The organism is Kitasatospora sp. NPDC051984, assembly GCF_044593455.1.
Taxonomy (GTDB): Bacteria; Actinomycetota; Actinomycetes; order Streptomycetales; family Streptomycetaceae; genus Kitasatospora.
Window position 1 is genome coordinate 302,190 of record NZ_JBIUCB010000001.1, and the last position, 24,437, is coordinate 326,626.

Sequence of the window (24,437 nt, forward strand, 5' to 3'; positions counted from 1 at the left end):
CGGGCCGGGAGGTACCCCCACGCGCCCCTGGTTGTGCCGTCCCTACTCCACCGGATGGTGGTGATGGTGGTGCGGCCGGTGTCCTCGCGGGTGGCGGGTGAGGGTGTAGCCGAGGACGCCGGCGAGGGCGGCGAGGATGCCGCCGGTGGCGGTCCACCACCAGCGGGTGTTCCAGCCGGAGAAGAGGTCCGAGTACCAGTGGGTCTCTTCCGCGGTGGGGGCCGCCGCGTACGCGGCACTCGCGCTGGGGGCGGGCGTCGCCGCGGGGCCGCTCGCGGTGGAGCCGGCGTTGACCGGCGGGACGAGCGGGGCCTTGAGCGAACCGCCCTCGGGCTGGGCGTCGTTGAGGCCGCCGGTGGTGGCGACGTGCACGTGGACCTGGGAGGCGAGGCCGAGGTCCTGCTGCGGGATGTCGCTGGTGGAGAGCCGGATGTAGTAGGTGCCGGGCAGCGGGTCGCCGGACCAGGGTTCGGCCCAGGAGCGGATCTGTCGCAGGGTGCAGCTGAGCGCGATGGTGGTGGCGCTCTGTTCGGCGGTGCCGTTCTGCGGTCCGGCGGTGCAGGCCTGGCGGCGGCGCAGGCCGTCGAAGAGTTCGACGGTCCAGGTCTGTGCGCCGTGCCGGTCGGCGGCGTCCGGGAGGGTGACCTTGACCTGGACGGTGGCGGTCTGGCCCTCGGAGGCCGGGAACGCCCAGTACAGGTAGTCGCCGGTGGAGACCGGGACGTCCGCGTCCTGGCCGGCGGCCAGCGTGGTGGCGGTCAGGAAGCTGGTGCCGACCGAGTTGAGCACCGGCTTGGCGCTGCCGCTCGCGGACGGCGAGGGCGAGGGCGAAGCGGCGGTCGCGGCGGGGGCCAGCAGGAGCAGGCCGGTGAGCGCGGCGGCCGGGGCCGCGAGGGTGAAGAGCTTGCGCATGGTCAGTTCTCCCGCCAGACGGCGATCCGCCAGCGTGCCAGCCAGCCGAAGATCAGACCGGCGAGCAGGCCGGCCAGGGTGAGCACGCCGAGCAGGATCCAGCCGCGGCCGAGGCCCATCGCGGCGCCGTCGGGCGCGGGGGAGGCGGCGGAGACGTCGACGGTCAGTTCCAGCGGCAGGCCGGGGTCGGCGGCCTGGGCGGCGGCCTGGCCGGCGAAGGAGTTGCTGACGATCAGGCAGACGGTGCGGTCGGTTTTCGACGCGCTGCCGGAGCTCGGCGACGGGGACGCGGAGGTGTCGGGCGCGGACCAGCGGACGCCGGTGGACGCCACGTCGGTGCGGCCGGAGCCGGCGTCGCTGCCGCGGACCAGTTCCTGGCCGCTGCTGTCGGTGGCCTGCAGCAGGACCCCGTAGTCGCGGGCGACGGCCCGGTCGGGGGTGACGCTGACCGAGGCGCGCAGTTCCTGGCCGGCCTTCACCGGCACCCGGTACACCCGGTGCTCGGAGAACTTCTCCCGGTCGCTGTACACGCCGGGCGCCAGGATCGGGGCGTTGGTGCACTGTTCGGCGCCGGTCACCTTGGCGGGGGTGACGGTGTGGGTGTCCTGGGCGCGGGTGACGATCTGCTTGACGCGGGTGGTCAGCTGTTCCTGGGTGCGGACGTCGGTGAAGGTGCCGCCGGTCGCGTTGGCGATGCACAGCAGCTGCTGGCGGGTCTTGTCGTCGTGCGCCAGGCCGAGGGTGTCGACCACCAGGTGGATGCCCTGGCTGGCGAGTTCGCGGGCCACGTCGCACGGGTCGGGCGGGGCGCAGGTGTCCTCGCCGTCGGTGATCAGCACGATCCGGCGGGTGGTCGGGCCGGTGCCGAGGTCCTGGGCGGCGGCGCGCAGCGCCACGCCGATCGGGGTCCAGCCGGTCGGGCGGACGGTGGCGACGGCGGTCTTGGCCTCGACCTTGTTGGTCTTGCCGACGGGGAAGAGCTGCTTGGTGTCCTTGCAGCCCTCCTTCTGGTCGGCGCCGGGGTAGGTCGCGCCGAGGGTGCGCAGGCCGAACTCGGTCTCGTCGGGCAGGGCGTCGATGACCTCGTTGATGGACTGCTGGGCGACCGCGATCCGGCTCTTGCCCTGGATGTCGGCGGTCCGCATCGACCCCGACCCGTCCAGGATGAGGTCGACCTTGGGCGCTTCGGTCGCGGCGGCGGGCGGGGCCCCGGGCTCGTCGGCGTACGCGGGGAAGCCGACCAGCACCGTGGCGCCGACTATCGTCAGCGCCCCGAGCAGGGCGGCTCCGCGGGCCGTCCGTCGTTTCTTGGTAAGGGTGATCACCGCCGCATCCTATGAACCGTCAGTTCCAATCGCCCAATGCGCGTGGTGAGCGCGACGTACCCTGAACTGGTCGGCACAGCAGGCGGGGAGAGCGCATGACGGTGCGTCTGGAAGGCGTCGGAAAACGCTACGGGCGCGGCGGTCCGTGGGTGCTGCGAGGGGTTGAACTGGCGCTCCGCCCGGGCAGCCTGGTGCGGATCGAGGGCGCCAACGGCAGCGGAAAGTCGACGCTGCTGAAGCTGCTCGCCGGGATCGAGCGCGCCGGGCGGGGAACGGTCGAGGTGCCCGCGAGCCGGGCTTACGTCCCGGAGCGGTTCCCGCCCGCGCTGCCGTTCGACGCCCGCGACTACCTGTGCCACCTGGGCCGGATCCGCGGCCTGTCCGCCGGGGAGGCGCGGCGGCGGGCCGACCACTGGCTGGAGCGGTTCGGCATCACCGGGTACGCGGGCACCCCGATCGGCCGGCTCTCCAAGGGGACGTGCCAGAAGGTCGCGGTGGCCCAGGCGATGCTCGCCGAGGCCGAGTTGCTGCTGCTGGACGAGGCGTGGACCGGGCTCGACCAGAACGCCCGCGGCGAACTCGACAGCGCGGTCGCCGAACGGGCCGCGGCCGGCGGCCTGGTGGTGTTCGTCGACCACGACCCGACCCGGCTGGCGGGCCTGACCACCGAGGGCCACCGGGTCGACGGCGGCACCCTGCACCCGATCCCGCTGCCGCGCGTCGACGAGGACGGGCCGCGCACCGCGGTCGTGGTCGAGGCCGAGACGCTGCCCGAGTGGCTGCCGGGCCGGCCCGAACGCAAACCGCTGGCCGACGGCGCCACCCGGCTGGACGTGCCGGCCGCGCACTCCGACGCGCTGCTGCGCCGACTCCTGGCCAACCATCCGCCGGTGCACATCAGGTCCGTCCAGCAGGAGGCCTCATGACGGTGCGGATGCTGACGCGCTACCACCTGGAGCTGCTGGTGCGCTCGCAGCGCTGGCTGCCGCCCGGACTGGTGTACCTGCTGCTGATGGGCCTGGGGGTGTCGGGCGGCGACGAGGCACTGTCGGCGGCGGCGTTCTCGGCCGGTCTGCTGGTGCCGGTGACGGGCTGGCTGGTCCGGTCGGCGGTGACGGCGGAGCCCGCGCAGTCCCGGGCCTGCCTGGTGGCGGCCGCGGGCTGGCGGCCGGTGCACCTGTCGGCGCTGCTGGCGGCGGCGCTGGCCGGGCTGGCGCTGGGCGCGGCGGGCCTGGCGGCGGTGCTGCTGGTGGGCAGCGGCAGCTCCGGGCCGGCGGTGGCGGCCGGTCTGCTGGCCACCGTGGTGTGCGTGCTGACGGGCACGGCGGTGGGCGCGGTGTGCAACCGTCCGGTGGTGGCGGCCACGCAGTACGCGGTGCCGCTGGGGCTGGGCGCGATGGTGCTGGTGCTGCTGGTACCGGGCTCGCCCGCCAACGTGGTGGTGCGGGCGCTGGTGCTCGGTTCGCGGCAGCACACGCTGGCCGTGCCGTGGTGGACGTTCCCGGGCGCGGTGGCGCTGGCGGCCGCCGCCGGGTGGGCGGCGGTGGCGGTGGCGGAGCGCCGGGGCGAGTGAGCGCGGGGGAACCGGACACACCGCAGTAGATGGGATTAAATACCGCGAACCATGGCTAGGGTGCTGGTGACGTGCCCGATGCCCTGCCGGAAGGACCCTGCTGTGAGCAACCTGTTCGCGATCGCCTACCCCGATGTCGCCACCGCGCAGAAGGTCCGGGACGAGCTGATCGGTCTTCAGAAGCAGCGGCTGATCGACCTGGAGGACATCGTGGTGGTCGAGCGCCGCGCGGACGGGAAGATCAAGCTCCACCAGGCGGCCTCCAACACCGGCCTGGGCGCGGCCTCCGGCGCCCTGTGGGGCGGCGTGATCGGCCTGCTGTTCCTGATGCCGGTGATCGGCGCGGCGATCGGAGGCGCGACCGGCGCCGCCGTCGGCGCCTCCACCGACACCGGCGTGGACGACAACTTCATGCGGCAGGTCGGGCAGAAGCTGGCCCCGGGCAGCGCCGCGGTGTTCGCCCTGGTGCGCACCGCCACCCAGGACAAGGTGATCCCGGCGGTCGCGCAGTTCGGCGGCGAGCTGATCCAGACCTCGCTGAGCCACGACGAGGAGGAGCACCTGCGGGAGATCGCCCGCGCGGCGAACCCCACGTCCACGCTCTGACGCTGCTTCAAGGTCGCACCGGCGGGGTCGCTCGGACCCCGCCGTTCCTGCCCCTCCGAGCCGGCGAGGATGCCCGGTGGCCACTGACTACGCGATCCTCGCGGCCGGCGCGCGGCGGCCCCGGCGGTGGACCGAACTGCTGCTGGTGGTGGCCGCGGTGGGGATCGCGGTGTTCGGGTACGTCGAGGTGGGCGTCAACATCGACGGCAAGGCGCCGCCGGACGCCGCCCAGTACGGCGCCGCGTTAGGGGTGCTGGCGCTGCTCGCGCACGGCGCGGTGCGCTGGCGGGCGAAGTGGGCGGACCCGCTGCTGCTGCCGATCGCGGTGCTGCTGAACGGCATCGGGCTGGTCGTCATCTACCGGCTGGACCGCAACACCCCGCACCACGAGGCCGCCCCCACCCAGCTGTTGTGGTCCACCCTCGGGGTGGGCCTGTTCATCGCGGTGCTGCTCCTGCTGCGCGACCACCGCCGGCTCCAGCGCTACGCGTACATCGGCGCGTTCGTGGCGCTCGTCCTGCTGGTGCTGCCGGTGTTCTTCCCGCCGGTGTACGGCTCGCGGATCTGGATCACGCTGGGCCCGCTGTCCTTCCAGCCCGGCGAGTTCGCCAAGGTGCTGCTGGCGATCTTCTTCGCCGCCTACCTGGCGCAGCACCGCGACGCGCTCGCCCTGACGGGCCGCAAGGTGCTGTGGTTCCGGCTCCCGCTCGGCCGGGTGCTCGGGCCGGTGCTGCTGATCTGGGCGGCGTTCGTCGGCGTGCTGGTGCTGGAGACCGACCTCGGCACCTCGCTGCTGTTCTTCGGCCTGTTCGTGGTGATGCTGTACGTGGCCACCGCCCGCACCGGCTGGATCGTCATCGGCCTGCTGCTGTCGGCCGTCGCCGCCGTCGGGGTGGGCTGGCTGTCGCCGCACGTGCACAGCCGGGTCACCGCGTGGCTGCACCCGCTGGCCTCGATCGAGGCCGGGCAGGGCGCCAACCAGATCGCCCAGTCGCTGTTCGCGTTCGCCTGGGGCGGCGAGCTCGGCACCGGCCTCGGCCTCGGCCACTCGGCGCTGATCGGCTTCGCCACCAAGTCCGACTTCATCCTCGCCACCATCGGCGAGGAGCTCGGCCTGACCGGCCTGCTCGCGGTGTTCCTGCTGTACGCGCTGCTGGTCTCCCGCGGCTTCCGTACCGGCATCGCGCTGCGCGACCCGTTCGGGCGGCTGCTCGCGATCGGCCTGGCCGCGCTGGTCGCGATCCAGGTGTTCGTGGTGGCCGGCGGCGTGCTCGACCTGATCCCGCTGACCGGCATGACGCTGCCGTTCATCGCGCAGGGCGGGTCCTCGGTGGTCACCAACTGGATCATCGTGGCGCTGCTGGTGCGGATGAGCGACGTCGCCCGGCGCCCCGTCCCCGAGGAGGCGGCGTGAGGTTCACCCGCCCCGAGGGCACCAACGGCGGGCCGCAGGGCCTGCCCGGCATCTCTACCACCGGCCGCCGGGCCGCCACCTTCTGCATGCTGCTGATCATCGCGCTGGCCGTCCAGGGCACCCGGGTCCAGGTGTTCCAGAAGCAGGAACTGGACCACAACAGCGCCAACCAGCGCGCCACCATCCAGCGGTACGCGCAGCCGCGCGGCAATCTGATCGTCGGCCAGCCCGTCACCGGCTCGGTCGCCACCGGCGGCCGCCTGGCGTACAAGCGCACCTACACCGACGGCCCGCTGTACGCCGCCGTCACCGGCTACTCCTCGCAGCTCTACGGCAACACCCAGCTGGAGGGCGTCTACGACGACCTGCTCACCGGCACCGACCCCCGGCTGGCCGGCTGGGCGGTGTGGGACGCCATCACCCGCCACCAGCAGCCCGGCGGCGACGTGGTCACGACCATCGACCCGGCCGTGCAGCGCGCCGCCATGCAGGGGCTCGGCGGCCAGCAGGGCGCCGTCGCCGCGATCGAACCCGCCACCGGACGGATCCTCGCGCTGGCCTCCACCCCCAGCTACGACCCCGGGGCGATCGCCGGCACCGGCTCCGCCGACCAGGCCACCTGGGAGAAACTCCAGGCCGACCCCGACCAGCCGATGCTCAACCGGGCGCTGCGGCAGATCTACCCGCCCGGCTCCACCTTCAAGGTGGTCACCGCCGCGGCCGCCCTCGCCAACGGCACCGTGACGGACATCCAGGCCCCCACCGGCGCGCCCTACCCGTACGTGCTGCCCGGCACCACCACCACGCTCAACAACGACACCAGCGGCTGCGACCGGGAAGGGCTGTCGCTGGACCAGGCGATGACGATGTCCTGCAACAGCGTGATGGGCTGGCTCGGCGTGCAGACCGGCCTCGACCGGATGGTCGCGATGGCGAAGAGCTTCGGCTTCGACGACGCCAGGCTCGACGTTCCCGTGCGGGCCGCCCGCTCCAACTTCGACACCACCATGAACAGCTCGCAGCTGGCGCTGTCCTCGATCGGCCAGTACAACACCGCCGCCACCCCGCTGGTGATGGCCATGGTCGCCGCCGGGGCCGCCGCCGACGGGCGGGTGATGTATCCACAGCTTGTGGACAGGCTCACCAAGGCCGACGGCACCCAGGTCCAGCTGATGCGCCCCACCCTGTACCGGCAGGCCCTCGGGCCCGGCGTCGCCGCCGAGCTGCGCACGCTGATGGTGAACGTGGTGAACAACGGCACCGGCGGCAACGCGCAGATCCCCGGCGCCGAGGTCGGCGGGAAGACCGGCACCGCCGAGCACGGCGTCGACAACACCGGCACCCCGTACGCCTGGTTCATCGCCTGGGCCCGCCCGGCCGGCTCCACCGCCACTCCGCCGGTCGCGGTCGCCGTGGTGGTCGCCGACAGCCAGGCCACCGACGTCACCGGCGGAAAGCTGGCCGCGCCGATCGCCAAGGCCGTCATGCAGGCCGCCCTGAACCGGTGACCGCCACAAGGCTCCAACGTCGCATAATTATGCATAGCGGTGCATTTGATACAGTTCCTCCCTGATCCCCACCAGAAGGACAATTCGATGAGCACCACCCGCCTGCTGCGGCGCAAGCCCGTGGACACCCTGATCGCCGAAGCGGGCGGAACCGGAGCCGGGCACCTGCGCCGGTCCATCGGCCTGTGGCAGCTCTCCGCGATCGGCATCGGCGCCACCGTCGGCACCGGCATCTTCTTCGTCCTCACCACCTCCGTCCCCGAGGCCGGGCCGGCCGTGGTGATGTCCTTCGTGATCGCCGCCGTCACCGCCGGCCTCACCGCGCTCTGCTACGCCGAGCTCGCCTCCGCCATCCCGGTGGCCGGCTCCTCGTACTCGTACGCGTACGCCACCATGGGCGAGATCGTCGCGTTCGGCGTCGGCGTCTGCCTGCTGATGGAGTACGGCGTCTCCGCGTCCGCGATCGCCGTCACCTGGGGCCAGTACCTCAACCAGTTCGCCGACCTGGCGTTCGGCCTGCACCTGCCCGCGGCGCTCACCGCCCCGCCCGGCGAGAACGGCATCGTCAACCTGCCCGCCGTCATCCTGGTCGCGCTGGTCACCGTGCTGCTGATCCGCGGCGCCGGCGAATCCGCCAAGGTCAACGCCGTGATGGTGGCCATCAAGCTGGCCATCCTGCTGCTGTTCGTCGCCATCGGCCTGACCGGCTTCCACGCCGGAAACTTCACCCCGTTCGCCCCCAAGGGCTGGGAGGGCGTGCAGACCGCCGCCTCCACCATCTTCTTCTCGTTCATCGGCCTGGACGCCGTCTCCACTGCCGGCGAGGAGGTCCGCGAGCCGCGCCGCACGCTGCCGCTGGCCATCCTGATCTCGCTCGGCGTGGTCACCCTGCTGTACATCGCCGTCGCCGTCACCGCGATCGGCGCCCAGCCCTGGCAGCAGTTCGACGGCCAGAAGGCCGGCCTCGCGCAGATCCTGCAGGACGTCACCGGACAGTCCTGGCCCGCCCTGGTGTTCGCCGGCGGCGCGATCATCTCGATCTTCTCCATCACCCTGGTGGTGATCTACGGCCAGACCCGGATCCTGTTCGCGATGGGCCGCGACGGCCTGCTGCCGCGCCACTTCACCAAGGTCTCCCCGCGCACCGGCACCCCCGTGTGGAACACCGTCATGGTCGGTGCCGCCGTCGCCCTGCTGGCCGCCGTCTTCCCGCTCAAGCTGCTGGCCGACATGACCTCGATGGGCACGCTGGTGGCGTTCTGCGCCGTGTCCGTCGGCATTATCGTGCTCCGCCGCACCCGCCCCGACCTGCCGCGCGGCTTCAAGGTCCCGTTCTACCCGGTCACCCCCGTGCTCAGCGCCGCCTCCTGCGTCTACCTGATCACCAGGCTGCACCGCGACACCTTCATCGCCTTCGCGATCGCGCTGGCCCTGGCCGGCGTCCTCTACTTCACCTACAGCGCCAAGCACTCCCGGCTGGCCGCCGCCCGCAGCGAGGAAACTGACACTCCGTAGCCCACGTGCCGCTGCAATTCGGGCGGAAAGGGCGAAACCGGCCCGGGCTTCGCGACAGAGCGTGTACATCCCGCCTAGCCTTCGAGCCATGGCGAGCACCCGACGGGTCCTGCGCGTGTTCGGGCACCCCGTGGTGCAGGCCGGCGGGTGGCTGGCGGCAGCGGGCTGGGCGGGGGCGTTTCCGCTGGTGTCGCACCTGGCCAACCAGGTCGCCTGGGGGCGGTTCGCGGCGCCCGGGTACCTGCTCGCCGCGGTGCTGACGCTGACGCTGCCGCGCGGGATCGCGGCGCGGGCGGCCGCCGCCGCGGCGGCGCTGAGCGCGGTGCTGCTGCCGCTCGGGGCGCTGGCGCTGGCCGGGCGGCACCAGTCCGAGGTGACGGTGGTCGAACGGTCGGCGGCGCTGCTGCTGCACACCGGAAGCCCGTACCTGCCGCACCCGGTGCACGTCGTCGACTACAACCCCTACCTGCCCGCGATGTCGCTGTTCGGCCTGCCCCGGCTACTGCTCGGCGCGGCCGGCGGCCCGGCGGTGCGGGTGCTGGGCGACGCCCGGCTGTGGTTCGCCGCGGCGTTCCTGGCCTGCCTGCTGGCCGGCTGGCGGCTGCTGCGCCCCGCCCCGGTGCGGGCGCCGGCGCTGCCGCTGACGGTGCTCACCGCCTCGCCGCTGATCGCGCCCGCGCTGACCGTCGGCGGCGTCGACCTGCCGCTGATCGGCGTCTGCTGCCTGGCCATGGCGCTCGCCGAACGCGGCCACCCACTGCGCACCGGCCTGGTGCTGGCGCTGGCCTGCACGCTGAAGTGGACGGCCTGGCCGGCGCTGCCGATCGCGCTGCTACTGCTGCACCGCCGTCACGGCCTGCGCCCGGCGCTGCGGGCCGCCTGGCCGGTGCCGGCCCTCGGCGGGGCGGTGATCGGCCCGTTCGTGGTGCTCCACCCGCGCGAACTGTACGAGCAGGTGGTGCGCTTCCCGCTCGGGCTGACGGCCGTCCACACACCGGCCGGCAGCCCGCTGCCGGGCAAGGTGCTGGCCGGTCTCGGCCCGCTCGGCCACACCCTGTCGCTGACCCTGCTGTGCCTGGGTGCGCTGGCCGTCGCGCTGTGGCTGCGGGCCCACCCGCCGGCCACCGCGGTCGCCGCCTGCGACCTGCTGGCGGCGGGCCTGACGGTGGCGTTCGCGCTGGCCCCGGCCGGGCGGTTCGGCTACCTGGCGCTGCCCGCCGTCCTGGTGCTGTGGCCGCGGCTGGCGGCGGCGCCCGGGCGGCCGTTTCCGGTGCCCCGGCGCCGGGCGACGCAGCGGCGGCCCCTCGCAGTGCCTATGGTGTCCCGGGACACCGTACGAACACGGGAGTGATCTTGGGCGCCACCGGACGACGCCGCTTCCTGGGCCTGGCCGCCGGCGCGGCCGCCGCCTCGCTCGCCGCCTGCGGCCCGAATCGCACCGCCACCGGAGGCAGCGGCGGGGCTGCCGCGCCGAGCCCCGCACCGTCCGCCACCGCGGTGGAGAACGCCAAACCGGGCAACGCCGACTGGGCGATCCGCAACGCCGGCCCGGCCGACGCGATCGAGGGCTGGGCGGACCGGGCCGGCGTGCTGCCCGGCGAACAGGTCGGTCTGCACGTCTCCACCACCGCGCCCGGCTACACCGTCACCGCCTACCGGATGGGCTGGTACGGCGGGGCGCGCGCCCGGCAGGTGTGGAAGTCGGAGCGGCTGCCCGGCAGCAAGCAGCAGCCGTTCACCGTCGAACAGCCCACCCGCATGGTGATCACCGCCTGGCCGCGCAGCACCGCCGTCGACACCACCGGCTGGCCGGAGGGCTGCTACCTGCTGCGGCTGGACGCGGACGGCGGCGCCGGGCAGCGGTACGTGCCGCTCACGGTGCGCTCGCGCAGCACCGCCGGCACCACCGTGGTGGTCAACGCGGTCTCCACCTGGCAGGCCTACAACGAGTGGGGCGGCTACAACCTGTACAACGGCCCGTCCGGCGGCCTGCCGACCCGCTCGCTCCAGGTCAGCTTCGACCGGCCGTACCAGTACGACGACGGCGCGGGCCTGTTCCTGGTCTACGAGGCCCCGCTGGTCGCGCAGGCCGAGAAACTCGGCATCCCGCTGTCGTACACCACCGGCATCGACGTCGCCGCCGACCCGAACCTGCTGCACGGCGCCAAGGCGGTGCTCTCGCTCGGCCACGACGAGTACTGGTCGCCCGAGCAGCGCGCGCACTTCACCGCCGCCCGCGACGCCGGAGCGCACCTGGCGATCCTGGGTGCCAACTGCTGCTTCCGGCGGGTGCGGTACGAGCCGTCACCGACCGGGCCGGACCGCACGGTGGTCTGCTACAAGGGCGCCTGGAAGGACGACCCCGGGTACCAGGCCGGGCACCCGGCGACCACCGACTTCCGCTCCCCGCCCGGCGCCGACCCCGAGTCCTCGCTGCTCGGCGTGATCTACGACGGCTACCCGGTGGACGCCCCGTACGTGGTCACCGAGCCGGGCCACTGGCTGTTCGCGGGCACCGGCGCGAAGGCCGGCGACAGCTTCCCGCACCTGGTGGGCGTCGAGTACGACCGGGTCAACCCGTCCTTCCCGACCCCGCAGGGCATCGAGGTGCTGTCGCACTCGCCGGTGGTCTGCGAGGGCCGGCACTCGTTCGCCGACACCGCGCTGTACACGGCGGGCAGCGGCGCGCTGGTGTTCGCCACCGGCACCATGCGGTGGGTGGAGTCGCTGGAGGCGACCGGCCAGGGCGGCATCCACGGCATCGACGGGAAGGCCGGCGCGTTCACCCGGCAGGTCACCGAGAACCTGCTGCGGCGCTTCGCGCAGTAGCCCCGCCGCCCCGCAGGCCGGGCGGGGGCCCCGCCCGCCCTCACTTGTGGTTGCCGACCCCCAGCACCTTGGACGAGGCCGGACCGGCCGCGGCCGAGCCGTGTCCGGCTCCCTGGAACTCGGCGGCGACGGCCAGATCGCCGGAGTAGGCGGTGAACCAGGAGTTCGCGTCGGCGGTGTTGTCGACCTCGGCGGTGCCGGTCTTCGCGCCGGAGCCGCTCGGCAGGGCCGGCTTCACGGCCGCGGCGGTACCGGACTTGACGGTCTGCGTCATCAGCGACCGCAGGCTGGAGAGCACCTCGGGGGAGAGCGTCCGGGCGGCCTTCACCTGGTCCATGCCGGGCACCAGGATCGGCTGCTTGAACACCCCGGACTGCACGGTCGCGGCGATCGACGCCATGCCCAGCGGATTGGCGCGCACCTTGCCCTGGCCGATGAACTCGCTGGCCGCGCCCGCCATGTTGGTCTCGGTCGGGATGTCGGTGTCGAAGTTCGACAGGCCGGTCTTCCAGACCAGCCCGATCCCGAACACGTCCTTGGCGAGCGAGGGCAGGCTGTTCGCCTTGAGGGTGTCCTTGCCCTTCTCGATGAACGAGGTGTTGCAGGAATTGATGAACGCGTCGGTGAGCGTGTACTCCGGGTGCGCGCCCTTGAAGTCGTTGCTGATGGACTTGCCGGTGACCATGGTGGTCTCCGGGCAGGGCATCGAGCTGCTCGGCGTGAGGCCGGCCTCCAGCAGCGCGGCGGCGGTCAGCACCTTCAGGGTGGAGCCGGGCGCGGTCGCCCCGGAGAACGCCCGGTTCTGGCCGTTCGTGGGGGAGAAGGCGTAGGCCAGGATGCCGCCGGTGCTGGGCTCGATCGCCACCAGCGAGCCCGGCTTGCCCTGGGCGGAGACCGCGGCCTCGGCGGCCGCCTGCAGGTCCGCGTCCAGGGTCAGCTTCAGGTTGGGGACGGCCTTGGGCTCCTTCAGCGTGAACAGCTTCTCGGAGGCGCCGTTGCCGGCGGCCGGGGAGATCACCACGGCGGTGCCGGCGTCCTCCGGGCTGCCCTGCGGGGCGGCGGCCTTCAGCTGGTTGAGCAGACCGGTGAGCGAGGCGTAGCCGGCCAGCGGCTTGCCCTTGCGGTCGGTGACGGCGGAGGGCGCGGCGAACACCGGCTTGACGCCGATGGTCTCGTTGGCGTCCAGCTTCGGGTGGATCACGGTGGGTGCCCAGTGCACGGCGGCGGTGCCGTCGCTCATCTTCACCACCCCGAGCACGCCGTCGTAGTTCCACGGGGTGCCGGTGTCGGCGAACTCCAGCGAGGCCTTGAAGCTCTCGAACACCCCGGTCGGACCGGAGTCCGCCGGAGCCGGAGCCGACGCGGATGCCGGCGCCGACGCCGAGGCAGCGGCGGACTTGGAGGCGGACGGGCTGGGCGCGGTGGTGGGGCCGCCGACGGTGAGGTGGACGGCGCTGGGCTTCACGCTGTCCTTGAAGGCCTGCATCGCGGCCTGCGCCTTGTCCGGGTCGTCGGTGAGTTTGGCGGCGGCGGACAGATCGCCCTTGCCCCAGGCGTCCAGGAACGCCTTGGCGCCGGAAGCGGCGAGCTCGGGGCTGGGCGGTTCGGCGACCACGGTGCGGGGCTTCTTGGCGGATTCCTTGCTGTCCGAATCGCCGGAGACCAGGGCGTAGGCCCCGTAGCCACCGGCGAGGAGCAGCACCGTGGCGGCCGAGGCGATGCCGATCTTCGCGCCGTTGTTCACGTGGAGCCCCCCGAGATGTGTCATGGCCGTCGGAATTCAGCGGCCACGACACCATAAGCAGACACCATCCGTGCACTCACGACACGCCGTCCGTTTGTGACAGATCCGGTACACGGTTTCCGGTGTGGTTCCGGTGGCTCAGATCCAGGTACTGAGCCACATTCGGCCGTTCCAGTCCGACATGGGGATCGTCTGGCCGGTGTAGATCGGATAGAAGTACAGGAAATTCCACATGATCGCTGTGATCAGCAGACCCGCACCCGTGGCCCCCGCCAGCCGGCGGTCCGGCGAGGCGTCGGCGGGGCCCAGCATCGCGCCGATCATCATCGTCACCGCCAGCACCATGAACGGCACGAAGCACACCGCGTAGAACAGGAAGATCGTGCGCTCCTGGTACATGAACCACGGCAGGTAGCCGGCCGCCACGCCGCTCAGCAGCGCCGCCGCCCGCCAGTCGCGGCGCCACAGCCAGCGGTACAGGCAGTACAGCAGCGCGGCGATGCCCGCCCACCACAGCAGCGGGGTGCCGATCGCCAGCACCTCGCGGGCGCAGTCGGAGGTGGTGCAGCCGTCCTGGCCGTTCTTCGGCGACTCGTAGAAGAACGACACCGGGCGGCCCAGCACCATCCAGCTCCACGGGTTGGACTGGTAGGTGTGCGGGCTGTGCAGGTGGGTGTGGAAGTCCCACATCGTGTAGTGGTAGTGCCACAGGCTGCGCAGCCAGTCCGGGCCGAAGCCGCCCGGGTTCTGCACCGCCCAGTCGCGGAAGTAGCCGCCCTTGCCGGGCTGCGTCGAGGACATGATCCAGCCGGTCCAGGTGGCCAGGTAGGTGGCCAGCGCGGTGAGGCCGAGAGTCAGGCCGGACCAGAAGAAGTCCCAGGCGTGCCGCAGCAGCCGTCCGCCCTCGCCGATCGGCCGCCCGTCCGGGGTGCGGCGGATACCGCCGGCCAGGCGGCGGGCCGAGGAGTCCCAGAACGCGCTGAGCAGCAGGAACGCGAGGATCGCCGGGCCGCCGCTCCACTTGGTGCCCATCATCAGGCCGAGACTGACGCCCGCCGCCAGGCGGTAGGGCCGCCAGCCGAGGTGCCACCACTCGCCGCCGAGGCCCTGTTCGAGACGGGCGGCGACCAGGGCGCGGCTCCTGTCCCGGTCGATCAGCAGCAGGCCGAACGCGGCCAGGAAGAAGAACATCACGATCAGGTCGAGGATCGCGGCGCGGCTGAGCACGAAGTGCAGGCCGTCGACCGACATCAGCAGCCCGGCCACGCAGCCCAGCAGGGTGGAGCGGAACAGCCGCCGCCCGATCCGGGCCAGCATCAGCACCGACAGGGTGCCGAGCACGGCCATCATGAACCGCCAGCCGAACGGGTTCATGCCGTAGATCTGCTCGCCCAGGCCGATGATCCACTTCCCGACCGGCGGATGCACGATGTACGCCGGGTCGGTGCGGAACGGGACGGTCGGATTCGGGCCGGTGATCAGGTTGTTGGCGTCGTCGGACCAGTTGGTCTCGTAACCGACCTGCCAGAGCGAGTACGCGTCCTTGGCGTAGTACGTCTCGTCGAAGATCAGCGCGTGCGGCCCGCCGAGATTGACGAAGCGCAGCACGCCGGCGAACGCGGCCACCGCGATGGGGCCGAGCCAGCCGGACCAGCGGCACAGCCACGCCCAGAGCGCGTCCGGCAGCCGGATGCCCAGCCGGGCCAGCAGCGGGGACGGCGCGACGCGCTCCGGAGTGACGCCCGGCCCGTCCGGCATCGGCGGCACCAACTGCTCGTCCACCGCCGTGCGCCGCGGCGCGCGGTAGCCCACGTCGGACAGCGCCCGGGCCCACCGGGAGTCCGGCTCGGGCTCGGCGCGCGGTGCCGGAACGGCGGCCGGATCGGCCGATTCCAGCACGCTCACGCCACCCCATTCGGGGTGGTCCATACCACTGTCCATGTCGCCGCTCACGGGCCACATCGTAGGGGCAACGGCTGAAGTCACAAGGGGTCCCCGCACGGCCCGCGCCGCACCGCGCCGCGTCCGTCCCGGTGAGGACCCCCCTCCGGTAGGGGAGGATGGTGCCGTGACTGGTGTTCTCGTACTGGCAGGTACCCCCATCGGCGACGTCGAGGACGCGCCGCCCCGACTGCGCTCCGAACTCGCCGAGGCGAACGTGATCGCGGCGGAGGACACCCGGCGGCTGCGCCGGCTGACCCAGGCCCTCGGCGTGACGCCGACCGGCCGGGTGGTGTCCTACTTCGAGGGCAACGAGGTCGCCCGCACCCCGGAACTCGTCGCCGCCCTCCAGGACGGCGCCCGGGTCCTGCTGGTCACCGACGCCGGCATGCCCTCCGTCTCCGACCCCGGCTACCGGCTGGTGGACGCGGCCGTCGCCGCCGGGATCAAGGTGACCGCCGTGCCCGGCCCGTCCGCCGTGCTCACCGCGCTGGCGCTGTCCGCGCTGCCGGTCGACCGGTTCACCTTCGAAGGCTTCCTGCCCCGCAAGGCCGGCGACCGCTCCCGGCAGCTCGCCCAGATCGCCGCCGAACCGCGCACCATGGTGTTCTTCGAGGCCCCGCACCGGATCGCCGAAACCCTCGCCGCGATGGCCGAGGCGTTCGGCGCCGAACGGCCCGCCGCGGTCTGCCGCGAACTCACCAAGACCTACGAAGAGGTCAAGCGCGGCCCGCTCGCCGAACTCGCCGCCTGGGCCGCCGACGGCGTCAAGGGCGAGATCACCGTCGTGGTGGCCGGCGCCCCGCCCGCCGCCCCCGAGGAGGTCGGCCCCGCCGAACTCGCCCGCCGGGTCGCCGCCCGCGAGGAGGCCGGCGAACGCCGCAAGGAGGCGATCGCCGCCGTCGCCACCGAACTCGGCCTGCGCAAGTCCGTCGTCTTCGACGCCGTGGTGGCCGCCAAGCACGGCGGCTGACCCGACGAGTTCGGTGCCGCGGTGGCTGCCGAGCACGTTGGCTGACCCGGCGAGTTCGGTGCCGTGGTGGCCGCCAAGCACGGCGGCTGACCCGACGAGTTCGGTGCCGTGGTGGCTGCCAAGCACGTCGGCTGATCCGACGAGTGCCGGTGGCCGAAATCGGTCGTACGTTGGAATGAGCAACCCCAGCGGAGGGCCAATTCGGAACCAAGACTTGGCAAGCCGGGCATCGGACGGACCCTCCCGGGCATTCCCTGGGATGGAAAGACCCGCGCCGGGCCCGCCAGGTCGGGCGGCGGGCTCCGAGCGAAGCGAGGTGGCGCATGAGCGACACGATCGACAGCCCCCTGGAAGGCGGAGCGCCCAGCGGCCTCGGGCTGACCACCCGGCCGCGAACCCCCGTGGAGACGGTCCGTGAGGCCTACTCCTTCGCCTGCCTCAACTGCGGCTACGGCTGGGAGCAGGCGTACGACATCGAACACCACATGGACCGGGACGGACACATCCTGGTCGAGTACAAGGCGAACGGCGTCAAGGTGCCGTCCCCGCTGCGTGAACTGGTCTGCCCCGGTTGCGGCGGCGAACGGGTCCGGATCATGCGGGCCGGCCGAGTGGCCGGACTGGCCGCCATGGCCGCCGCCCCCGGCTACGCCCCCACCGCTGAACCCGAGGGTCCGCAGAAGCCCCGCAAGCCGAGGGTCCTGCACTGGTGGAACCGCCTCTTCCGGAGCCACCGCCCCCGCTGAACCGACCGACCCCCGGCCCCGGACCGCCCGTGCGGTCCGGGGCCGCGGCGTTCTCCGGTGACTAGGATTTCGTCGGGGGCCACCGCCGTGCCGCGACCCCGTGCCGGGCAACCCGTGGCGCCGTCCGCCGCCCTGCCGCCTCCGCCGCCTCGCCGACTCGAAGAGAAGATCGCCTCCTGATGGCCAGCAAGAAGAACGACGACCGCAGCACCCCGCCGCCGCTCCCCGAGCCGCTCGCCGTCCCCGTCGCCGACTCGCACACCCACCTCGACATGCAGTCCGGCACCCCCGCCGAGGGACTGGCCCGCGCCGCGTCCGTCGGCGTCACCACCGTCGTCCAGGTCGGCTGCGACGTACCCGGCTCGCAGTGGGCCGCGGACCTCGCCGCCGAGTACGAGCAGGTGCACGCCGCCGTCGCGCTGCACCCCAACGAGGCCCCGCGGATCTTCCTCGGCGACCCCGACGGCTGGTCCGGCCAGCGCCGTTCGCCCGGCGGCCAGGACGCTCTCGACAAGGCCTTGGGCGAGATCGACCGCCTCGCCGCCCTCCCGCACGTCCTCGCCGTCGGCGAGACCGGCCTCGACTACTTCCGCACCGGCCCCGAGGGCGTCGACCTGCAGAAGGAGTCCTTCCGCCGCCACATCGAGATCGCCAAGCGCCACGGCAAGGCACTCGTCATCCACGACCGCGACGCCCACGAGGACGTCATCGCCGTCCTGCTCGAAGAAGGCGCCCCCGAGCGCACGATCTTCCACTGCTACTCCGGCGACGCCGCCATGGCCAGGACCTGCGCCGAACACGGCTGGTACCTCTCCTTCGCCGGCCCCGTCACCTACAAGGCCAACCACCCCCTGCGCGAGGCCCTCACCGTCACCCCCCTCGACCGCGTCCTGATCGAGACCGACGCCCCCTTCCTCACCCCCCACCCCTACCGCGGCCGCCCCAACGCCCCCTACCTGATCCCGGTCACGCTGCGCGCGATGGCGGCCCATCTGACGCTGGGGGAGGACGAGTTGGCGACGGCGATCAGCGCCAACACGGCGCGGGCGTTCGGTTACTGACCGCATCCTTCTGGCATATGCGCTCGTTAGCATGGAGGCAGTGAGGAGGCTGTGATGAGCGCCGAACCGATTGACTGGGTGTATCCGCCGGCGAACGGCTGGACGTTTGATCAGGCCAGTGAGCTCGATCTGCCGTTCAAGTGGGAACTGGTGGATGGGGCGATCGTGGTCCGAGGACAAGCAGTGTGGTGGCACAACCGGGTGCTGAACCGTCTGCTCCATCAACTGCTCACGGTAGTCAGTGAGCCCTTGGACGCGATCGTGGAGCAGGCCGTCCTGCTTGACGAGCACAACGTCGTCCTGCCCGACGTCATGGTGTTCGACGAGACGGGCCTGGAGATCTCCGGGCAGGCGTGCATCCCGGTGCACGCGGTGGTCCTGGCGGTCGAGGTGGTCTCTCCCGGTTCGAAGACGGCCGACCGGTTCACCAAGCCCGGCCTGTACTCCGAGGCCGGCGTTCCGTCCTACTGGCGCATCGAACGGGGCGAGGACGACATCCCTGTCGTACACGAGTTCCGGCTCGACCAGGAGCAGGGCGTCTACCTCCCGGTCGCCGTGCACGAAGGACTGCTCCGTACCGACCTGCCGTTCCCCGTCGAGATCGATCTCAAGCGGCTCGTCCTGCGGTGACCCGTATCCTTGGCGGGTGAGCACCACCGAACCCACCTCTGACGGCCACCTGCTGGGGGCTGCCGACATTCGTGCGCTGGCCGAGGCGTTCGGCGTGAAGCCGACGAAGCAGCGCGGGCAGAACTTCGTGATCGACGGGAACACCGTGCGGCGGATCGTGCGGGCGGCGGAGGTGACGGAGAAGGACGCGGTGGTCGAGGTCGGGCCGGGGCTCGGGTCTCTGACGCTGGCGCTGCTGGAGGTGGCGCGGCACGTGACGGCGGTGGAGATCGACCCGCTGCTGGCGCGGCACCTGCCGGACACCGTCAAGGGCCGGATGCCGGGCAAGGCCGCCAATTTCGACCTGGTGCTGAGCGACGCGATGGACGTCACCGAGCTGCCCGGCCCCGCGCCGACCGCGCTGGTGGCGAACCTGCCGTACAACGTCGCCGTGCCGGTGCTGCTGCACATGCTGGAGACGTTCCCGAGCATCGAGCGCACGCTGGTGATGGTGCAGAGCGAGGTCGCCGACCGGCTCGCCGCCAAGCCCGGCAACAAGGTGTACGGCGTGCCGTCCGTGAAGGCCAACTGGTACGCGGACGTGAAGCGGGCCGGCGCGATCGGGCGGAACGTGTTCTGGCCCGCGCCGAACGTCGACTCCGGCCTGGTCTCGCTGATCCGCCGCGACCCGCCGTCCACCACCGCCACCCGCCGCGAGGTGTTCGCCGTCGTGGACGCCGCGTTCGCGCAGCGCCGCAAGACCCTGCGGGCCGCGCTGGCCGGCTGGGCCGGCTCGCCCGCCGCCGCCGAGGAGGCGCTGCGCGGTGCGGGCATCGACCACACGCTGCGCGGCGAGATGCTGACGGTCGAGCAGTTCGCCGCGATCGCCGAGCACAAGCCGAAGGCGCAGGAACAGTAATGGTGACGGTCCGGGTACCCGCCAAGGTCAACGTGCAGCTCGGCGTCGGCGGGGTCCGCCCCGACGGCTACCACGACCTGGCGAACGTGTTCTTCGCCGTCGCCCTCGGCGACGAGGTCACCGCCACCGCGGCCGACGGCGTCACCCTGACCTGCACCGGTCCCGACGCGGACGCCGTCCCGCTGGACGACACCAACCTGGCCGCCCGCGCCGCGCGCCTGCTCGCCGCGCACCACGGCCTCGCCGACCCCGGCGTCCACCTGCACATCGCCAAGGCCATCCCGGTGGCCGGCGGAATGGCCGGCGGCAGCGCCGACGGTGCGGCCGCGCTGGTCGCCTGCGACGCGCTGTGGGGCCTGGACACCCCGCTGGAGACCCTGCTGGAGCTGGCCGCCGAGCTCGGCTCCGACGTCCCGTTCGCGCTGCTCGGCGGCGTCGCGCTGGGCCGGGGACGCGGAGAGATCCTGGAGGCACTGCCCGTCTCCGGCACCTTCCACTGGGTGTTCGCGGTCGCCGACGGCGGACTCTCCACCCCGGCGGTGTTCCGCGAGTGCGACCGGATCCGCGAGGAGTCCGGCACCGGCGCCACCATCGACGACGTGCCCACCCCCGACGCCGACCCCGCCCTGCTCGCCGCCCTCGCCGACGGCGACCCCGTCGCGCTGGCCGACGCCCTCAGCAACGACCTGCAGGCCGCCGCCGTCTCCCTGCGCCCCTCGCTCGCCGACACCCTGCACGCCGGCACCGAGGCCGGCGCCCTCGCCGCCCTGGTCTCCGGCTCCGGCCCCACCTGCGCCTTCCTCGCCAAGGACGCCGACGCCGCCACCCACATCGCCACCGCCCTCCGCACCTCCGGCACCTGCCGCACGGCCCACGCCACGTACGGGCCGGTGCCGGGTGCGCAGGTGGTCAGCGCACCCACGCCTTGAGAGGCTCGGTGTCCAGGCTGATCCCGACCGGGTCGGGCAGCACGACGGTCTTGCCGAGGGGCCGCCGCACCAGGCTTACGTACTGGCCGTCCTCGGGTTCGCTGTGGACCAACACTTCGCAGCTGTCCCGGTCAATGAGGAGATAGACCGGGATACCGGTCTCCGCGTAGGCCCGCGGCTTCTCCTCCCGGTCGCGGCGGTCGGTGCCGCTGTCGTACGAGGTCACCTCGACCACCATGACGACCTGGTCGGCGTCGGCCCATTCGCCCTGGCCGGCGAAGCCGCCCTTCGGGGCGAGCGTGCCGTCCGGCTTGGCGTGGCCCTTGCGGTAGGTCTCCACCCGCAGCCCGCGTTCGGGGTACAGCCACAGGTCGGGGCGCTGCTGCATGCACTGCTCCATCACCCAGCGGATGATCTCGTCGTGGTCGCCGTCGGGCACTGCCTTGACTCCGATCCGCCCGTGGATGAACTCCATCCGCACGCCCTCGCGCTCGGCCGCCAGGGCGATGCGTTCGAACTCCTCGACCAGCATCTGCGGCCGGTCCTCCACTGCCGTCATCGCACACCTCCCGCTCTCCGCTTCGCCGTTGTGCTCTTCGCACGGTACCGCTCGGCAGGAACAGGCCGGGCAATTACGGGCGCTCGCCGTGCGCTGTGCGGTGGTACGGCTTGGCCGCGCGCCCGCGTGGGCCGCTGCTTGACCTGGAGCGCGCTCCGGGTTCGAGACTCGTTGCCGCGGCCCGCACCGGGCGGGCCGCGGAGACGAGGGGAACCCGGATGCGCAAGCGCACCATCGGAACCGACCCGCGCACCCGTCGCGAGGTCAGCGTGCTCAGCCTCGGCGCGATGCTGTTCGGCACGCTCACCGACGAGGCCACCTCCTTCGCCGTGCTGGACCGGTACGTGGAGGCGGGCGGCACCTTCATCGACACCTCCAACAACTACGCGTACTGGCAGGACGGCAGCCAGGGCGGCGCCAGCGAGGAGGTCCTCGGGCGCTGGCGGGCCAGCCGGGGCATCACCGACGAGGTGGTGATCGCCACCAAGCTCGGCGCCCGTCCGAAGGCCCCCGGCACCGGGTTCATCGAGAACGGGGAGGGCCTGTCCGCCGAGGTGATCCGCGCCTCGTCCGAGGCCAGCCGCAAGCGACTCGGCGTCGAGAAGCTCGACCTGCTGTACGCGCACATCGAGGACACCGTGGTGCCGCTCGCCGAGACCGTGCACGCCTTCGGGGAGCTGGTGAACGAGGGGACGGTCGGGCTGCTCGGCGTCTCCAACCACTGGTCCTGGCGGGTCGAGCGGGCCCGCCGCATCGCTGCGCAGGCCGGGCTGCCCGGCTACGAGGTGCTCCAGTACGGCCACACCTACCTGCGCCGCCGCGGCGACTGGCCCGGCCTGCTCAGCCAGGACGGCGATCAGGCCGCCGTCCAGGGCGACCTGATCGCGTACCTCAAGGAGAGCCCCGAACTCACCCTGGTCGCCTACTCCCCGCTGCTCGGCGGCGCCTACGTCCGCGACGACAAGCCCCTCGGCCCGTCCTTCGACCACGCCGGCACCCCGGCCCGGCTCGCCGCGCTCGATGCGGTGGCCCGCGAGACCGGGGCGACCCGCAACCAGGTGGTGCTGGCGTGGCTGCTCGGCGGCGAGCTTCCGGTGATTCCGCTGGTGGGGGCGTCGTCGGTGGCGCAGCTGGAGGAGAGCTTGGGGGCGCTGGAGCTGGAGCTGACGGCGGAGCAGCGGGATCTGCTGGACCGGGCGCGGTAAGGCGAATCAGGGGCGCGTGGGGGCACCTCCCAGCCCCCTGGGGCTGGGGGAGAACTGCGCGAAGCGGAAGGCACCCAGCGGCAAGATCGCGACGCAGGGCCATGACTCGCACGTGATCGCGACGTTTCGGACGTGGTGTGCGCTTGTCGCGCAGTCCTCCGCGCCCCTGATCGCTTGCTCGACGGCACTAGGCTGGGGGTTCGTTCCACCCCCCTTCCCCAGGAGTGCAGCTTCGTGGCCGTCAACCTCGCCACCATCGAGTCCGTCACCAAGGTGTACGGCACCAGGGCCCTGCTGGACGGGGTGAGTCTCGGCGTCAGTGAGGGGGACCGGATCGGTGTGGTGGGCCGGAACGGTGACGGCAAGACCACGCTGATCCGGATGCTGGCGAAGCTGGAGGAGCCGGACAGCGGGCGGATCACCCACTCCGGTGGGTTGCAGATGGCGGTGCTGACGCAGCACGACTCGCTGGATCCGACGGCGACGATCCGGCACGAGGTGATCGCGGACCGGGCCGACCACGAGTGGCTGGGCGATGCGCGGATCCGGGACATCATTCAGGGTCTGTTCGGTGGGCTTGACCTGCCGGGGTTCGCGAACGGGCTGGACACCGTGATCGGGCCGCTGTCGGGTGGTGAGCGCAGGCGAATCGCGCTGGCGAAGCTGCTGCTCGGCGAGCCGGACCTGATCGTGCTGGACGAGCCGACCAACCACCTGGACGTGGAGGGCATCGCCTGGCTGGCGAAGCACTTGCAGAACCGCCGGTCGGCGCTGGTCTGCGTCACCCACGACCGGTGGTTCCTGGACCAGGTCTGCACCCGGATGTGGGACGTTCAGCGTGGTGAGGTCCGCGAGTACGAGGGTGGCTACTCGGACTACGTGTTCGCCCGCGCCGAGCGCTCCCGGATCGAGGCGACGGAGGAGCAGAAGCGGCAGAACCTGGCCCGCAAGGAGCTGGCGTGGCTGCGTCGCGGTGCCCCGGCCCGGACGTCCAAGCCGCGGTACCGGATCGAGGCGGCGAACGCGCTGATCGCGGACGTGCCGGAGCCGCGCGACAAGTCCGAGCTGATGAAGTTCGCCAACGCGCGGCTGGGCCGGACGGTCTTCGACCTGGAGGACGTGACCGTCAAGGCGGGCGAGAAGCTGCTGCTGGAGCGGCTGACCTGGCAGCTCGGCCCGGGTGACCGGATCGGTCTGCTGGGTGTGAACGGCGCCGGCAAGACCTCGCTGCTGCGGGCGATGCAGGCCGCGTACGCGACCGAGGGCGACGTGCAGCCGGCCGGCGGCGTGATCAAGGTCGGCAAGACGGTGCGCCTGGCGTACCTCTCGCAGGAGGTGGCCGAGCTGGACCCGGAGACCCGGGTGCTGCAGGCGGTCGAGCAGATTCGCGGCCGGGTGGACCTCGGCAAGGGCCGGGAGATGAGCGCCGGGCAGCTGTGCGAGCAGTTCGGCTTCGGCAAGGACAAGCAGTGGACGCCGGTCGGCGACCTGTCCGGTGGTGAGCGTCGCCGCCTTCAGCTGCTGCGGCTGCTGATGGACGAGCCGAACGTGCTGTTCCTGGACGAGCCGACCAACGACCTGGACATCGAGACCCTCAACCAGCTGGAGGACCTGCTCGACGGCTGGCCCGGCTCGATGATCGTGATCAGCCACGACCGGTTCTTCATCGAGCGGACCACCGACACCTCGTACGCGCTGCTCGGCGACCGCCGGATGCGGATGCTGCCGAACGGCGTCGACGAGTACCTGGAGCGCCGCACCGCGATGGCGGAGGCCGCCGCCGCGGCCGCGGCCGCGCAGATCCCGGCCGCCGCGGAGACCTCCGGCCTGTCGGCGGGCGACCTGCGGGCGGCGAAGAAGGAGATGCAGAAGCTGGAGCGGCAGATCGCCAAGCTGGACCAGCAGGAGTCCAAGCTGCACGCCCAACTCGCCGAGCACGCCGCCGACTTCTCCAAGGTCGCCGAGCTGGACGCGCAGCTGCGCAAGGTCCGCGAGGAGAAGGAGGAGCTGGAGATGGGCTGGCTGGAGCTGGCCGAGCAGGTCTGAGCACGGCGAGGGCCGCGCACCCG

At 72.5% G+C, this 24,437-nt stretch carries 21 protein-coding genes; 16 read left to right on the forward strand and 5 right to left on the reverse strand.

Features of this window, described 5'->3' with window-relative positions; all coding sequences use genetic code 11:
• Positions 1 to 42 precede the first annotated feature (42 nt).
• Together ACIHEI_RS01395 and ACIHEI_RS01400 are read right to left on the reverse strand one after the other, a co-directional pair.
• Complete coding sequence (locus ACIHEI_RS01395) at positions 43 to 912, reverse strand: peptidase (RefSeq protein WP_396605223.1); 870 nt, start codon at positions 910 to 912, stop codon at positions 43 to 45.
• A 2-nt stretch (positions 913 to 914) separates the two neighbouring features.
• Positions 915 to 2,237, reverse strand: a complete 1,323-nt coding sequence (locus tag ACIHEI_RS01400; RefSeq protein ID WP_392952258.1) for a VWA domain-containing protein — start codon at positions 2,235 to 2,237, stop codon at positions 915 to 917.
• 95 nt (positions 2,238 to 2,332) lie between these two features.
• Here ACIHEI_RS01400 and ACIHEI_RS01405 point away from each other — a divergent pair, with 95 nt between their 5' ends.
• The 8 genes from ACIHEI_RS01405 (at position 2,333) to ACIHEI_RS01440 (ending at position 11,682) form a co-directional block, all read left to right on the forward strand.
• Positions 2,333 to 3,163 carry an ATP-binding cassette domain-containing protein gene (locus ACIHEI_RS01405; RefSeq protein ID WP_396605224.1) on the forward strand — a complete coding sequence of 277 codons (831 nt, stop codon included), beginning with the start codon at positions 2,333 to 2,335 and terminating at the stop codon, positions 3,161 to 3,163.
• Complete coding sequence (locus ACIHEI_RS01410; RefSeq protein ID WP_396605225.1) at positions 3,160 to 3,810, forward strand: ABC transporter; 651 nt, start codon at positions 3,160 to 3,162, stop codon at positions 3,808 to 3,810. The genes ACIHEI_RS01405 and ACIHEI_RS01410 overlap by 4 nt, the downstream gene beginning before the upstream one ends.
• Positions 3,811 to 3,912: 102 nt before the next feature.
• Positions 3,913 to 4,416: a DUF1269 domain-containing protein gene (locus ACIHEI_RS01415; RefSeq protein WP_396605226.1), complete on the forward strand. Its 504-nt coding sequence runs from the start codon at positions 3,913 to 3,915 to the stop codon at positions 4,414 to 4,416.
• Between the two features lie 76 nt (positions 4,417 to 4,492).
• Positions 4,493 to 5,830 carry an FtsW/RodA/SpoVE family cell cycle protein gene (locus tag ACIHEI_RS01420; protein ID WP_396605227.1) on the forward strand — a complete coding sequence of 446 codons (1,338 nt, stop codon included), beginning with the start codon at positions 4,493 to 4,495 and terminating at the stop codon, positions 5,828 to 5,830.
• An 86-nt stretch (positions 5,831 to 5,916) separates the two neighbouring features.
• The gene (locus ACIHEI_RS01425) at positions 5,917 to 7,338 is read left to right on the forward strand and encodes a penicillin-binding transpeptidase domain-containing protein (protein ID WP_396605487.1); all 1,422 of its coding nucleotides are present in this window, start codon (positions 5,917 to 5,919) and stop codon (positions 7,336 to 7,338) included.
• A gap of 87 nt (positions 7,339 to 7,425) precedes the next feature.
• Complete coding sequence (locus tag ACIHEI_RS01430) at positions 7,426 to 8,853, forward strand: amino acid permease (RefSeq protein ID WP_392952249.1); 1,428 nt, start codon at positions 7,426 to 7,428, stop codon at positions 8,851 to 8,853.
• Positions 8,854 to 8,941: 88 nt separating this feature from the next.
• Positions 8,942 to 10,204 (forward strand): glycosyltransferase 87 family protein, encoded by a 1,263-nt coding sequence (locus ACIHEI_RS01435; protein WP_396605228.1) that lies wholly within the window; start codon positions 8,942 to 8,944, stop codon positions 10,202 to 10,204.
• Entirely contained in the window at positions 10,201 to 11,682 is a 1,482-nt protein-coding gene (locus ACIHEI_RS01440) for a N,N-dimethylformamidase beta subunit family domain-containing protein (protein WP_396605229.1), read from the forward strand. Before ACIHEI_RS01435 ends, ACIHEI_RS01440 begins: the two co-directional genes overlap by 4 nt.
• A gap of 40 nt (positions 11,683 to 11,722) precedes the next feature.
• Here the strand turns inward: ACIHEI_RS01440 and ACIHEI_RS01445 are convergent, their stop codons facing one another.
• Together ACIHEI_RS01445 and ACIHEI_RS01450 are read right to left on the reverse strand one after the other, a co-directional pair.
• Positions 11,723 to 13,450, reverse strand: coding sequence for a penicillin-binding transpeptidase domain-containing protein (locus tag ACIHEI_RS01445; protein ID WP_387638149.1), 1,728 nt, complete (start codon positions 13,448 to 13,450; stop codon positions 11,723 to 11,725).
• Positions 13,451 to 13,564: 114 nt separating this feature from the next.
• Positions 13,565 to 15,355, reverse strand: a complete 1,791-nt coding sequence (locus ACIHEI_RS01450) for a dolichyl-phosphate-mannose--protein mannosyltransferase (protein WP_396605488.1) — start codon at positions 15,353 to 15,355, stop codon at positions 13,565 to 13,567.
• Positions 15,356 to 15,494: 139 nt separating this feature from the next.
• Between ACIHEI_RS01450 and rsmI the strand changes: the two genes are divergently transcribed.
• The 6 genes from rsmI to ACIHEI_RS01480 all read left to right on the forward strand — a co-directional run bounded on the left by rsmI (position 15,495) and on the right by ACIHEI_RS01480 (position 20,604).
• Complete coding sequence (rsmI, locus tag ACIHEI_RS01455; protein WP_392952240.1) at positions 15,495 to 16,340, forward strand: 16S rRNA (cytidine(1402)-2'-O)-methyltransferase; 846 nt, start codon at positions 15,495 to 15,497, stop codon at positions 16,338 to 16,340.
• A gap of 323 nt (positions 16,341 to 16,663) precedes the next feature.
• Positions 16,664 to 17,086, forward strand: a complete 423-nt coding sequence (locus ACIHEI_RS01460; RefSeq protein ID WP_396605230.1) for a hypothetical protein — start codon at positions 16,664 to 16,666, stop codon at positions 17,084 to 17,086.
• A gap of 179 nt (positions 17,087 to 17,265) precedes the next feature.
• Positions 17,266 to 18,147: a TatD family hydrolase gene (locus tag ACIHEI_RS01465; protein ID WP_396605231.1), complete on the forward strand. Its 882-nt coding sequence runs from the start codon at positions 17,266 to 17,268 to the stop codon at positions 18,145 to 18,147.
• Positions 18,148 to 18,201: 54 nt separating this feature from the next.
• Positions 18,202 to 18,777, forward strand: a complete 576-nt coding sequence (locus ACIHEI_RS01470) for a Uma2 family endonuclease (protein WP_396605232.1) — start codon at positions 18,202 to 18,204, stop codon at positions 18,775 to 18,777.
• A gap of 16 nt (positions 18,778 to 18,793) precedes the next feature.
• A complete protein-coding gene (gene rsmA / locus ACIHEI_RS01475) occupies positions 18,794 to 19,675 on the forward strand; it encodes a 16S rRNA (adenine(1518)-N(6)/adenine(1519)-N(6))-dimethyltransferase RsmA (protein WP_387638138.1) in 882 nt (293 codons plus the stop codon).
• Complete coding sequence (locus ACIHEI_RS01480; protein WP_396605233.1) at positions 19,675 to 20,604, forward strand: 4-(cytidine 5'-diphospho)-2-C-methyl-D-erythritol kinase; 930 nt, start codon at positions 19,675 to 19,677, stop codon at positions 20,602 to 20,604. Before rsmA ends, ACIHEI_RS01480 begins: the two co-directional genes overlap by 1 nt.
• Here the strand turns inward: ACIHEI_RS01480 and ACIHEI_RS01485 are convergent.
• Entirely contained in the window at positions 20,585 to 21,163 is a 579-nt protein-coding gene (locus ACIHEI_RS01485; RefSeq protein ID WP_396605234.1) for a Uma2 family endonuclease, read from the reverse strand. The two genes, ACIHEI_RS01480 and ACIHEI_RS01485, sit on opposite strands and share 20 nt — an antisense overlap.
• 218 nt (positions 21,164 to 21,381) lie before the next feature.
• Between ACIHEI_RS01485 and ACIHEI_RS01490 the strand changes: the two genes are divergently transcribed.
• Both ACIHEI_RS01490 and ACIHEI_RS01495 read left to right on the forward strand, forming a co-directional pair.
• A complete protein-coding gene (locus ACIHEI_RS01490; RefSeq protein ID WP_396605235.1) occupies positions 21,382 to 22,368 on the forward strand; it encodes an aldo/keto reductase in 987 nt (328 codons plus the stop codon).
• Between the two features lie 234 nt (positions 22,369 to 22,602).
• Positions 22,603 to 24,414: an ABC-F family ATP-binding cassette domain-containing protein gene (locus tag ACIHEI_RS01495; protein WP_387638129.1), complete on the forward strand. Its 1,812-nt coding sequence runs from the start codon at positions 22,603 to 22,605 to the stop codon at positions 24,412 to 24,414.
• Positions 24,415 to 24,437: the final 23 nt, after the last annotated feature.